This window comes from Lascolabacillus massiliensis, assembly GCF_001282625.1.
In the GTDB taxonomy this organism is placed as follows: domain Bacteria; phylum Bacteroidota; class Bacteroidia; order Bacteroidales; family Dysgonomonadaceae; genus Proteiniphilum; species Proteiniphilum massiliensis.
Map to the genome: position 1 here is coordinate 1,179,957 of NZ_CTEJ01000002.1, position 13,115 is coordinate 1,193,071.

A 13,115-nucleotide genomic window follows, 5' to 3' on the forward strand; every position below is an offset into this window, starting at 1 on the left:
ATATTAATTAGAACGATGAAACAATCACTACTATTAGTGATTTTTTTCTTTAATCACATTACTTGAAAATAAAATAGACAGCAAGCACAAGAAAGACAAATCCTATAAGATGATTCATTTTCAAAGTTGTCTGAAATGCAAATGAGGAGAACAGAACAAAAATTACCAGAGTGATAACCTCTTGAATCACCTTTAACTGAAGTAATGAAAGAGAACCTCCATTGCCTTCATATCCAATACGATTGGCAGGAACTTGAAAACAGTATTCAAAAAATGCAATAAGCCAGCTTACAAGGATTACTCCAATAAGAGGTAATTTACTAAACCAGCTTTGTTCTGCCAGCTTTAGGTGACCATACCATGCCAGCGTCATAAATATATTTGAAATTACTAAAAGTCCGATTGTAAGAATGTAGTTCATATCATTTCAAAAAAATTGCGCAAAAATACAACATTTTAGAATACAAACAATATTATGCACTACCGAACTTTCAGCTAATGAACACCATCTCATATCTTTTGTTATAGTTATATATTTAGGAATTTAGGAGATAATTTATATGAAAACAGCTCTGCTAATTGTTGATGTTCAAAATGATTTTTGTCCCGGTGGTGCACTGGGTGTAAAAGATGGAGATAAAATTGTACCAACTATAAACAAAATAATCAAGAAATTTGACCTGGTTATATCGTCACAGGACTGGCATCCTGAAGATTCTGTACATTTTGAAAAGTGGCCGGTACACTGTGTTGCTGGTACAAAGGGTGCTGAATTTCATCCTGACCTGAAAAGCGAAAAAATTGATCTTAAATTAATTAAGGGTACATATAATAAAGATGATGGCTACTCTGCTTTTGAGGCTACAAATTTATCATTCGCAAATTATCTTGAGGAGAATGAGATTACAACACTTTATATCTGTGGGTTAACAACTGATTACTGCGTTAAAGAGACGGCTCTGGATGCTGTTAAAAACGGTATTCACACTTTTGTTATAACAGATGCAATTGCAGCTGTGAATGTTCAGCCTTGTGATGGCAAAGAGGCTCTTAACGAAATGTATTCAAAAGGTTGTATTTTGATAGAATCTGAAGACATTTCTGATGTTTTATAGAAAACTCCCGGATTGAAATGCTCACAATAATGTAAAATCATTTTTGGTTAGTATCTTTGTATTCAAGATGTCAAATGATATTACTCTACGAAGCGTTAATGTATCAAGGTATATTCTCCCTTTGCGTGAAGGAGGGTCCCTGCCTGCTTTAGCTGAAGCGGACGACGGATTTAAGTATGTACTGAAATTCCGCGGGGCAGGTCATGGTACTAAAATGCTGATATCTGAACTTCTGGGTGGAAAGATTGCATCGGTCCTGGGATTGAATATTCCAGAACTGGTATTTGCACATCTGGATGAAGATTTTGGACGTACAGAAGGTGATGAAGAAATTCAGGATTTACTGAAAGGGAGTAAGGGGCTTAATCTGGGATTACACTACCTGTCAGGAGCCTTGGCTTATGACCCGAAAACAGAGATCGATCCTTTGCTCGCTTCAATTATTGTGTGGTTTGATGCGTTTACAACCAACATCGACCGCACACATAATAACAGCAATCTGCTCTGGTGGCATCAGGAGCTTTGGATTATTGATAATGGGGCATCTTTTTATTTTCATCACTCATGGAAAGATTTTGATAAGAATGCACTTAATCCATTTCCATTTATTAAAGATCACATACTTTTATCGCAAGCATCAAAACTTGATGAAGCTGATGAGATTGCGCATAATATTCTAAATGATAATATACTGAGAGAAATTGTAGACCTTATTCCAGATGATTGGGTTAAATGGGATCACATCAGTGAAAGTCCGGATGAAGTAAGGAAAATCTACTTTAATTTTCTAACAAAAAGGCTGTCAAATTCTGCCATATTCCTTAATAGTGCTAAAGATGCGAGAGGATAAATTATATCATTATGCTGTTATCCGACTGGTGCCTAAAGTGGAGAGGGAGGAGTTTTTCAATGTCGGACTTATTCTCTTCTCAAAAGAAGAGAAGTATATTCGATTAAAATATCATCTCTGTCCAGAAAAGTTTCAGCTTATGTGCACAGGTCTGGAATACGAAGAAGTGATAGAAAGTCTTGAGACATTTAAAAATATTGCAGATGGAAACTGCGATTACGCTCCAATTGCTTTATATGATATACCTGAACGATTCAGATGGCTTACAGCGGTAAGAAGTACAATAATTCAGACATCCCCCGTCCACGCAGGAAAGAGTAATGATCTGGATAGAACTTTTGACAGACTATTTATCGAATTGGTTGTCTAATTATGGCTAAAATTCAATTCACGATTTGGAGTTACCCCAATGCCCGGCAAATCTGATGCTATAACTTTACCTTTTTCGAGTACCGCACCATCAAAACAGTCGTTACTTATTAAAAGAGCACCATCAAGATCAGCAAAATCCATTCCTGAATATAGTTGTGAAGCAGCAGAGATTGCACAGGATGTTTCAGTCATACATCCCATCATCACTTTCATTCCCAATGCTTTTGCCATGTTGCGCATTTTCAGGGCTTCGTGCATACCGGTGCACTTCATCAGTTTTATATTTACACCAGAGAATACACCTTTCAATCGTTCAATATCGCTAAGTCTTTGCAGGGACTCATCAGCAAAAATTGGGAGAGGACTCATTTCTGTAAGTCTGGATATATTGTCAAGATCATTCTTTGGCATGGGCTGTTCAACCATTACCACACCCTGCTCTTTAAGCCAGTAGATCATATCCAGAGCCTCATGTCTGTCAGTCCATCCCTGATTAGCATCTACCGATAACGGAAGGTCTGTAACAGAACGAATTGCATTAATCATTCTTTTATCGTCGGGACCGCCAACTTTCACTTTAAGGATATTAAACTGATCTTTAGCCTCAATGGTTTTTTCTCTTACCACCTCATCTGTATCAATACCAATTGTAAAAGTTGTATCTGGTACATCTCTCTTGTCAAATCCATACATTTTATACCATGGGGCTCCTATAATCTTTCCTGCAAGATCGTGCAGGGCGATGTCCACTGCAGCCTTTGCCGCTGTATTGTTTATGGCAATGGAATCGACATAATGTACAATATCCTCAATATGTGTAGGATCGTTAAATCCGGATAAATCAACCCGTTTTAAAAAGTCAATTACAGAGGCCTGTGATTCACCCAAATATGGTGGAAGAGATGCTTCTCCATACCCAACAACTCCATCATACTCAATTTCTGTGAGTACTACCGGTGTAGTAGTTCTTGAGAAGCCTGAAATGGTGAATGTATGTTTAAGCTGTAGGTTATAGGGAGTCCATGAAAGTTTCATCTTAGAGGAAGAGTTATGATGTTTATTGATACTGAAGAGCATATTGTTTTTTGCAGCACTGTTTATCGAAAATTCAGGTGATGCAAAAGCTACTGCAGCAATTGCAGCCGATCTTATAAAACGACGTCTCTCTTTGTCCATATTAAAATAAACTTGAATTATAAAGGCTCAAATCTGTTTACATTAATAACCTTACCATCTGTAATATATCTTTTTGAACGCAGATATCTGCCTGCATTAAATTTATCATAGAGTTCATCTACAGGGTTTACACTGTTGATATGAATATTATCTGATGCATGAATAAAGTGGTTATTCCCTATATATATTCCTACATGTACAACTCTCTCCTTACTCTCTTCTTTAGTTTTTGCAATTGGTTTGGCTTTTGATCCAAAAAACATAAGATCTCCGGGAAGAAGTTTGCTAAAGTCTCCTGCAGAATCCACTAATTCGCCCTGATTAACCTGTTGTGATGCATCCCTTGCAAGAACAATCCCATGCATGAAGTAGACACTTTTGGTAAATCCACTACAATCAAGTCCTTTTGCTGAAGTACCTCCCCAAAGATATGGAACACCTTTAAACTTATAGGCAGTGTTTACTATACTTTCTCCAGTCAGTACTATATTATTCTTCCAGTCACTAAGATTTAAGGCATCTGTCGATTTAATAAAAGCTATTCTTCCATCAGGATAAATGACCTCAAAATAGTCTTTCCCTTCAGACATGAGATTTAATATGTTTCCAATTACAAGGTCTGATACGGGTAATGAGTTAACATCGGCATTTTCATATGAGATGGCAAAATTACTTGTAATGATAACTTTCTCTTTACTCTCATACTCATTCAGCTCTTCCTGAGTCATGGATTTAACCGAGCCCGATATCCATCCGATATATCCGTCAGGAGTCTGCACCCGCAACCACCCTCTCTGCTCTTCGAGAATTCTTACTATTGTTCCAAGCAATGCCTGAGACACCATCTCTGAACTATATCTTGGAGCACTCCTTAATGTCCCGACAGAGTTATAAATAACGCCAAAGGTTTTCTCACCAAGACTTATATCAGGCAGAACACGAACAGAATCCTCTATGTCAGGATAAATATTTTTTAATTCACTTAATAGTATTTTATGTGCATTACTGCTGGTAGTTTCTCCTTTAATAATGAATCTATTATCTTTTCGAAATAGTTCTACATTAAACACCTCCACTCTCTTGTCAGGTGCATATTTCTCCTGAATATTACGGATTATCTGCTCTGCATCGTTATTCTGAACCATACAACTTTGTATTGAAAGGATACATATAAAAAGTATTAGGAAACCTTTGTTCATATCTAAAAGCCCTTTTTAATAGATACTCGAAATATACGACATTTCTTTTAAAAATTGTTGAATTTAAAGATATTCAGCATAAAGTTCAGAAATACACTATCTTTGTAATAATAATGTAAACAGATTGAAAGATGAAAACAATAAGAAAACATCAAATCACGCTGTTAACAATTCTACTTTGCTGTGCAGGATTAATTACCTGTTCTTCTAATAAGACTAAAAGTAGAAATACAAATCCTGAAGTAATTATGGACTCCCGGCAGATGACAGAAGCTGCTAAGCTGGCAAAGCAGCTTGAACAGAAAGGAATCTCAGACCAGCTTGTTCTCAAGGCTATAGCTAATGTTCCGAGACATGAATTTGTTGATGAAGAGTTAAGAGGTGCAGCCTATATTGACCGACCATTGCCTATTGAGAGAGGACAGACAATCTCTCAGCCATTTACTGTTGCTTACCAATCAGAGCTTTTAAGAATTAAGCCTGGAGAGAAAGTACTGGAAATTGGTACCGGCAGCGGTTATCAGGCAGCTATACTGTGTGAAATGGGAGCGGATGTGTATAGTATTGAAAGATATGAAGAACTATATCTGTCTGCTAAGAAGAGATTGAATTCGTTAGGATACTTCCCCCATCTGTTTTATGGTGATGGTTATGAAGGATTACCGGATGATGCCCCGTTTGATAAGATTCTTGTTACAGCTGCACCTGATAAGGTTCCAGAAAAGCTAATGTATCAATTGCGAATTGGTGGATGGATGGTTGTACCTGTAGGTGGTAGATCGGGACAAAAAATGACAATTATAAAACGAACCGGAGAAGAGTCATTTAAAGAGTCTTTACATGGTGATTTTATATTTGTACCAATGCAAAAAGGGGTTGAAAAGTAAACTCATCAACCCCTGGGTAAAATATCTCTTAATATTATTTATTCGCTTCCTTTACTATAATTTGGTGCTTCACGTGTAATCATAACACCGTGAGGATGACTTTCTGTATATCCTGCAGCTGTAATTCTGGTGAATTTTGCTTCGTGAAGTTTTTCAATATTCTCGGCACCACAGTAACCCATTCCGGCACGCAGACCTCCAACCATCTGGTAGATAACTTCCTGCAAGGTGCCTTTGAAAGGAACTCTGGCTTCAATACCTTCCGGAACAAGTTTCTTAATATCGTCCTCAACATCCTGAAAGTATCTGTCTTTAGAACCCTGTTGCATTGCAGAAAGGGAACCCATGCCTCGATATGTTTTGAATTTCCTTCCGTTAAATATGATAGTTTCACCCGGTGACTCTTCAGTCCCTGCAAGCATAGAGCCCATCATTACTGAAGAGCCTCCTGCAGCAAGTGCTTTAACAATGTCGCCTGAATATCGAAGTCCACCATCTGCAATTAAAGGTATTCCAGTTCCTTTAAGCGCTTTTGATACTTCATAAATTGCAGATAGTTGAGGAACACCCACACCTGCTATTACACGGGTTGTACAAATTGAACCTGGTCCAATACCTACTTTTATACCATCCGCTCCGGCTTCAACTAGAAACTTTGCAGCCTCCGGAGTTGCAATATTACCTACTACCACATCGATTTGAGGGAATTTCTCCTTCACGAGTTTTAACATATCAGCAACACCTTTTGAATGACCATGTGCAGTGTCAATAACTATTGCATCCACCCCGGCTTCAACTAGTGCGGTTGCTCTCTCGATAGAGTCTGCAGTAACACCAATTCCTGCTGCAACTCGAAGTCTTCCCTGTTCATCTTTACAGGCAAAAGGCTTGTCTTTAGCTTTTGTGATATCTTTATATGTGATAAGTCCTACCAGCTTATAGTTGGCATCTACAACCGGTAGTTTTTCTATTTTATGTTTTTGTAGGATCTCTGCTGCATTATCAAGGTCAGTAGAAATTGTTGTGGTAACAAGGTTATCCTTTGTCATAACCACCTCTATCTTCTTATCCATTTCCTTTTCAAAACGGAGATCACGATTAGTAACAATACCAACCAGGATATTATCACCGTTGACTACCGGAATCCCTCCAATCTTATACTCAGACATCAGACCCAGTGCGTCTGATACAGTTTTATCAGGAGTGATGCTTATTGGATCCAGTATCATTCCATTCTCAGCGCGTTTAACCGCTTTTACCTGTTTTGCCTGCTCATCAATACTCATATTTTTATGTATAACTCCAATACCACCTTCTCTTGCTATAGCAATAGCCATAACAGTTTCGGTTACAGTATCCATGGCTGCTGAAACCATAGGGATATTGAGCATTATATTTTTTGAGAATTTTGTCTGCAGGCTTACATCACGTGGTAGCACCTGAGAATAGGCTGGAACAAGAAGGAGGTCGTCAAAAGTCAAACCTTCCATAACAATTTTATCTGCAATAAATGACATAAACTTTACCTTTATATTTTTATTGCATACAAAAGTATATATTTTTTATCTAACGACTCTCTTTCTTGATGTTAAATAACATTGTATAGGATAATGCAATGGATTATAACAAATCTAATTTCTTGAATACTTTTGTGATATTTTCTATTGCAAAATCAATCTGATCTATTGTGTGTGTTGCCATCAATGAAAAACGTATGAGAGTATCTCCGGGAGAAACAGCAGGTGAAACCACAGGATTTACAAATATTCCATTTTCAAACAGCATTTTTGTAATAAGAAATGTTTTATCATTATCCCTAACATAGAGTGGCATAATTGGAGTTGAAGTAGGTCCTAATTCAAACCCTCGCTCCTTAAATTGATTTATTGCATAGTATGTCAATTCCCAAAGTCGCTTTACCCTCTCAGGTTCAGACTTTAAAATATCAAGTGCCGCAGTAGCAGCCGCAGTAGCAGCCGGTGTTATACTTGCACTAAAGATATTAGTTCTTGCATTGTGTCTCAAATAGTTGATAACTGGATAATCTCCTGCTATAAAACCTCCAATAGATGCAAGTGACTTGCTAAAGGTTCCCATTACCAGATCCACATCTCCCAGTAAGCCAAAATGATCACATACACCGCGACCACTATATTTTTTACCGAGTACTCCTAAACTGTGAGCCTCATCAACCATTATATTGGCATTATATTTACGAGCCAGTTTCACAATTTCAGGCAGATTGGTCAAATCACCTTCCATGCTAAACACACCATCTACCACAATAAGCTTAACACTCTGTGCATCACAGCGCTTGAGCTGCTTCTCGAGGTGTGCCATATCATTATGCCTGAATTTATACTTCGTAGAAAAAGAGGTCCTTAATCCCTCAATTATTGAAGCGTGATCTCTTTCATCCCATATTATATAATCTTCACGACCTGTAAGGCAACCTAAAACACCTTCGTTTACAGAGAATCCGGTAGAAAATACAATAGCTTCATCTTTATTCATAAAATTGGCAAGCTTTCTCTCCAATTCTATGTGTATATCCAGAGTCCCATTTAAAAAACGAGAGCCCGCCATTCCGGTCCCATATTTTTTAGTTGCAGCTACTGCAGCTTCAATAACTTTTGGATGATTTGTCAGTCCTAAATATGCATTAGAACCAAACATCAGTACTTTCTTGCCACTTATGACAACTTCGGTATCCTGATCACTTTCTATAGCCCTGAAATATGGGTATATTCCTGCTGCCTTCGCACGTTGCGGGGCATCATATTTCATCATTTTTTCTCTTAGCAAGTTCATTTGAAGAAAATTAATAAAAATATTTTTTCACGAAGCCATTGTACAAAGATAGTAATAAATTTAAAAACAATATTCACATCATGATTAACACAGTTTTTATTAATAATAAAAGTGATTACTTTTACAAAACATTTTTCTTAACAGAGCGTTTTAACAAAGTATGGTACAAAAATAATAAAACAGTAAAATTATGATCAGTGAAAAATTAGAAGCAGCAATCAACAAACAGATTAATGCCGAATTATGGTCTGCTTATCTCTATCTTTCTATGTCGGCTCATTTTGCAAACAATGCATTGCCCGGTTTTGCAAATTGGTTTAAAGTACAATTTCATGAAGAACAGGATCATGCACTTAAATTCATGAACTACCTGACTTCAAAAGGAAATAAAGTTGTATTACAACCAATTGAGGGAGTACAAACTTCATGGGATTCAACTCTACAAGCGTTTGAAGACACATTAAAACATGAGAGAGTTGTTACATCGTTAATCAATAACCTGGTAGCAATTGCACGCAGCGAAAATGATTACGCAACTGAAAACATGCTTCAATGGTTTGTAAACGAACAGGTAGAAGAAGAGGAAACAGCACAAGGTATGGTTGATGCATTAAAACTTATTGGAGACAATGGAATTGGTGTTTACATGATGGACAAGGAACTTGCAACCAGATCCTATACACCTTTAAACAGTTCTCAAAGTTCTCAGGAAGCTTAAAACAAACATATATAAAAATATATAAATCAGGGAATTAAAACTCCCTGGTTTATATATTAAAATTTACCCATGGGTAATAAATATATAAAATTAGCCAAATGTGTTTTACTTGATGCTATAGGAATGGCATCAGCCGCTATTCCTGTTGCCGGACCAGTTATTGATGTCATATGGGCACCAGTTGCAGCGTCAATAAGTTACAAGTTGTTTGGCAATAAAAGAGGTAAATACACCTCACTAATTACATTTATTGAGGAACTGCTGCCTGTTACAGACTTTATACCTTCATTTACCATATTCTGGATACTTTTCGATTTCCTTAAGATAGGAAAAGAGGAGCCTTCATTTAGCGACACAAGAGAGGCAGACTTAGTTTGAAACATTCAAATACATTATGAATAGAAAATCACTGTTATTACTAACAGCATTATTAATGATGCTGTCATGTACAGTTCAGTCAAAAGTTGACAACAACTCACTATTATGGAGTATTTCAGGTAATGGACTGGAAAGTCCTTCATATCTTTTTGGGACGCATCATCTTGTACCCATAACATTTCTTGATTCAGTACCCGGACTAAAACACTCTTTTGAAAACACAGAACAAGTAGTTGGAGAGCTGGACATGAGCAATATGGCAGAGATGCAGATGAAAATAATGAGCGAATCAATGTTGCCGAATGGCGTAACTTATGACTCACTCATATCAGAGGAAGATATTGAATTACTTGACAGCACGTTAAGGAATCTTGTAGGAGTTGGTCTTGAACAACTAGGAATCATGAAACCGGCACTCCTTTCTAATTTAATTTCCTTAACTCTATATCAGAAGTTTTATCCAACACTCTCAAATGAGATTAGTATGGATCAGCACTTTCAGGAAGAAGCATTATTGAGAAACAGGCCAGTAATAGGACTTGAGTCAACAGAAGATCAGATAGAGGTGTTGCTTAATCTGCAATCTCCTGAGCGTCAAGCAGAGATGTTAATGTGCATGGTTAAGAATCCTGATTTACTTAAAGAACAGATGGATGAACTACATGTTGCATATCACTCCTATGACATTAATGTACTTTATGAGCTTTCTGAGAAAGAATTGCCAAATGATCCATGCCCAAGTACAGAAGAGGAGAAAAATGCACTAAACAGGGACCGAAATAATAAATGGCTGAGAAAACTACCAGATATAATAGCTGATAAGTCTTCATTCATTGCCGTAGGTTGCCTGCACTTACCCGGAGAAGTTGGTTTGATTGAAGGACTTAGAAGTTTGGGCTATACTGTTGAGCCGGTTAAATAGGTATAATGAGTCTATAAACCTATTTTATCCATTTAAAGTCTACTTTTTCTCTAATAGCACAACATTCTCCACATGATGTGTCTGAGGAAACATATCTACAGGTTGGACTCGTACTACTCTATATTTGGAATCCAGCAGACTGAGGTCACGAGCCTGTGTTGCAGGGTTACAGCTTACATAAACAATTCTTTCAGGTTTTGCTATAAGTATTGCATTTACCACATCTTCATGCATACCTGCACGTGGAGGGTCTGTAATAATTACATCAGGCCTGCCATGTTCGCTTATGAACTCGGTTGTAAGAACATCTTTCATATCACCTGCAAAGAAAAGGGTATTACTAATTCCGTTAATCTCTGAATTTACTTTTGCATCCGCAATTGCCTCTTCAACATATTCAATGCCAATTACCTTTTTGGTATCACGTGCAATAAAGTTGGCAATAGTGCCGGTACCTGTATATAAATCATAAACCAACTCATCACCGCTTAACTGTGCAAATTCACGAGCAATCTCATAAAGATGATATGCCTGTTCGCTATTTGTCTGATAAAATGATTTTGGACCAATTTTGAATTTCAGGCCCTCCATCTCTTCAAAAATATGATCGCGCCCACTCCAGGTAATAACTTCCTGATCGGTAATTGTGTCATTTGCCTTTTGATTGATGACATATAATAATGAAGTTATCTGAGGAAATTCAGTCTGAATGTGACTCATCAGTTTTTCTCTTTTCTCTCGGTCATCTTCATAGAATACAACAATAAGCATCCACTCACCAATAGAAGTGTTTCTTACAACAAGTGTTCGCATCAACCCTTCCTGATTACGAAGATCAAAAAAGGAGTAATCATTATCAAGACAAAACTTACGAAAACTGTTTCTTATATCATTCTGGAGATCATCCATCAGCCAGCACTTATTGATATCAAGCACTTTATCAAACATGCCAGGAATATGAAAGCCCAATGCATTTTTACGAGAGAACTCCTTATCCGACGATATCTCAGCATCCGTAAGCCATCTCTTATCAGAGAAAGTATACTCCAGCTTATTTCTGTAGAAATTTGTTTTAGGTGCACCAAGTATAGGACTAATTTCAGGCAATTCAATCTTTCCAATACGCTCTAGGTTATCTACAACCTGCTTATGTTTGTATTTCAGCTGCTCTTCATAAGGCAGACTCTGCCACTTGCAACCTCCGCATACCCCAAAATGCTCACAGAAAGGCACAGCCCTATTTTCAGAATAGCTCTCGAAACGTACAACCTTACCTTCTGCGAAACTGCTTTTCTTGCGTGTAAGCTGAATATCTACTACATCACCCGGCACTGCATAAGGCACAAATACTGCCATGCCATCCACTTTGGCAATTGCTTTGCCTTCAGCTGCCACATCAGTTATAAGCACATTCTCTATTAGGGGAAGTTGTTTTCTCTTTCTTGCCATTCTTTATATTTTTTGGAGATACAAAGATAGGCATTTTCTATGTTAATACGGTATATTCCTATACACGACAAAATTCAACTTCATTCCTGTGAGAGGAGTTTCATGTACTATTGTGTTTCATCCACAATCAAAGAAATAATAAGCAAATCCTCAGCCACTCATCTTCATGTCTTTCACAAAAATATCATTTGCATTATGTTTTTCTAACCAAATAGTTCCAAGGTAATTTCCAGTCTTGTCAGTTTCAGCTTTTTGAATCATATCAAAGATGGAGGGGCCAATTAAATAAATATGTTATCACCCCTCCATTTTAAAAAATAGCAAGCAATTAAATTCACTTTTTAATAAAAGTCTGTATATAAAACTTCCCTCCTGAGTTCACCTTTACTACATATTCCCCTGCAGGTAGATCACTTACAGACACTTGAGAGGCTCGCTGATCAGTAGTAAATTGTTTAATCATAACAAACTCATTCCAAATCTCAATTTTGTAAAGCTGACTCCCAAAACTAATCGGTTCGTCTACATAATCATTATTTTCTTTTCCAGCAATATCTATAGTAACAATATCTGTTGCAGGATTAGGGAAAAGTGTGAAATATCCACTTCTTGATACTGTCACAATAGTATTTGCTGCAGAACCAAATCCACAAGGGCTAATTATCTGGCATGAAACACTATAAGTACCTTCAGCATGAAAGGTAATAGAATGGATGACAATATAAATAAGATACAACAAATGAAATCTTTCATTTTCTTAAAATCTTAATTAGACCATAATAATGTAAATTTATTGTCTTTCAACAATTTTAAATATTGATTGTGTTTTTCTGAATTAAATTCTATTCTTTCACCGTTGCAATAAAAAAACATCAACCCCTCAGAGAAATTTGAATTTACCAGATCCTCTATTGATACAATTTCTGTATCACCATCAATATAAAACGATACTTTGACAGGTCTATGAGATCTTAATTCTGTTATTTTTGATATTTCAGATAATAACCAAGCTGGGTTCTCAGTACCGCAAACACTTATTTCTATCTCTTCCATTGCCTCACTTCGGTTTTCACAATTAGAAAAAGATAAGATAATAGGCAAAATCAAAATGAATAAATATTTTTTCATAGTAATAATTATTAGAGATGACTTAATAATTCTGTATAAACATCGTAATTGTTCAGTATACCAGTATTTATAAAAACTTCCGTTTCTTCAGAGAATTTAATTCTGGTGTA

General features: G+C 36.7%; 15 protein-coding genes. 7 read left to right on the forward strand and 8 right to left on the reverse strand.

All coding sequences use genetic code 11. The features are described from left to right. Positions 1-58 precede the first annotated feature (58 nt). Complete coding sequence (locus tag BN1354_RS09740) at positions 59-421, reverse strand: DMT family protein (protein WP_045090646.1); 363 nt, start codon at positions 419-421, stop codon at positions 59-61. Between the two features lie 139 nt (positions 422-560). Here BN1354_RS09740 and BN1354_RS09745 point away from each other — a divergent pair, with 139 nt between their 5' ends. From BN1354_RS09745 to BN1354_RS09755, 3 genes are all read left to right on the forward strand, one after another. Then, positions 561-1,115: a nicotinamidase gene (locus tag BN1354_RS09745; protein ID WP_053826981.1), complete on the forward strand. Its 555-nt coding sequence runs from the start codon at positions 561-563 to the stop codon at positions 1,113-1,115. 79 nt (positions 1,116-1,194) lie between these two features. Beyond that, positions 1,195-1,965 (forward strand): HipA family kinase, encoded by a 771-nt coding sequence (locus BN1354_RS09750; protein ID WP_197272073.1) that lies wholly within the window; start codon positions 1,195-1,197, stop codon positions 1,963-1,965. Further along, entirely contained in the window at positions 1,952-2,335 is a 384-nt protein-coding gene (locus tag BN1354_RS09755; protein ID WP_053826982.1) for a DUF3037 domain-containing protein, read from the forward strand. Before BN1354_RS09750 ends, BN1354_RS09755 begins: the two co-directional genes overlap by 14 nt. Here the strand turns inward: BN1354_RS09755 and BN1354_RS09760 are convergent. Together BN1354_RS09760 and BN1354_RS09765 are read right to left on the reverse strand one after the other, a co-directional pair. Then, positions 2,332-3,513, reverse strand: a complete 1,182-nt coding sequence (locus BN1354_RS09760; protein ID WP_053826983.1) for a dipeptide epimerase — start codon at positions 3,511-3,513, stop codon at positions 2,332-2,334. The genes BN1354_RS09755 and BN1354_RS09760 overlap by 4 nt on opposite strands. Positions 3,514-3,530: 17 nt before the next feature. After that, positions 3,531-4,658, reverse strand: a complete 1,128-nt coding sequence (locus BN1354_RS09765; RefSeq protein ID WP_053826984.1) for a C40 family peptidase — start codon at positions 4,656-4,658, stop codon at positions 3,531-3,533. 185 nt (positions 4,659-4,843) lie between these two features. Between BN1354_RS09765 and BN1354_RS09770 the strand changes: the two genes are divergently transcribed. Next, entirely contained in the window at positions 4,844-5,599 is a 756-nt protein-coding gene (locus BN1354_RS09770; protein WP_154904849.1) for a protein-L-isoaspartate(D-aspartate) O-methyltransferase, read from the forward strand. Between the two features lie 38 nt (positions 5,600-5,637). Here BN1354_RS09770 and guaB read toward each other — a convergent pair whose 3' ends face one another. Then, positions 5,638-7,116 carry an IMP dehydrogenase gene (gene guaB / locus BN1354_RS09775; RefSeq protein ID WP_053826985.1) on the reverse strand — a complete coding sequence of 493 codons (1,479 nt, stop codon included), beginning with the start codon at positions 7,114-7,116 and terminating at the stop codon, positions 5,638-5,640. A gap of 103 nt (positions 7,117-7,219) precedes the next feature. After that, positions 7,220-8,410: a serine palmitoyltransferase gene (gene spt / locus BN1354_RS09780; RefSeq protein WP_053826986.1), complete on the reverse strand. Its 1,191-nt coding sequence runs from the start codon at positions 8,408-8,410 to the stop codon at positions 7,220-7,222. Between the two features lie 190 nt (positions 8,411-8,600). Between spt and BN1354_RS09785 the strand changes: the two genes are divergently transcribed. The 3 genes from BN1354_RS09785 to BN1354_RS09795 all read left to right on the forward strand — a co-directional run bounded on the left by BN1354_RS09785 (position 8,601) and on the right by BN1354_RS09795 (position 10,428). Further along, on the forward strand, positions 8,601-9,128 hold the full coding sequence (locus tag BN1354_RS09785; RefSeq protein ID WP_045090638.1) for a ferritin: 528 nt from the start codon (positions 8,601-8,603) through the stop codon (positions 9,126-9,128). A 69-nt stretch (positions 9,129-9,197) separates the two neighbouring features. Then, complete coding sequence (locus BN1354_RS09790) at positions 9,198-9,506, forward strand: hypothetical protein (RefSeq protein WP_045090637.1); 309 nt, start codon at positions 9,198-9,200, stop codon at positions 9,504-9,506. Between the two features lie 16 nt (positions 9,507-9,522). Continuing rightward, complete coding sequence (locus tag BN1354_RS09795; protein WP_082331571.1) at positions 9,523-10,428, forward strand: TraB/GumN family protein; 906 nt, start codon at positions 9,523-9,525, stop codon at positions 10,426-10,428. A 39-nt stretch (positions 10,429-10,467) separates the two neighbouring features. Here BN1354_RS09795 and rlmD read toward each other — a convergent pair whose 3' ends face one another. The 3 genes from rlmD to BN1354_RS09810 form a co-directional block, all read right to left on the reverse strand. Further along, positions 10,468-11,877: a 23S rRNA (uracil(1939)-C(5))-methyltransferase RlmD gene (gene rlmD, locus BN1354_RS09800; RefSeq protein WP_045090636.1), complete on the reverse strand. Its 1,410-nt coding sequence runs from the start codon at positions 11,875-11,877 to the stop codon at positions 10,468-10,470. Between the two features lie 334 nt (positions 11,878-12,211). Then, positions 12,212-12,616, reverse strand: coding sequence for a T9SS type A sorting domain-containing protein (locus BN1354_RS09805; protein ID WP_154904850.1), 405 nt, complete (start codon positions 12,614-12,616; stop codon positions 12,212-12,214). Between the two features lie 26 nt (positions 12,617-12,642). Next, on the reverse strand, positions 12,643-13,005 hold the full coding sequence (locus BN1354_RS09810) for a hypothetical protein (RefSeq protein WP_154904851.1): 363 nt from the start codon (positions 13,003-13,005) through the stop codon (positions 12,643-12,645). Positions 13,006-13,115: the final 110 nt, after the last annotated feature.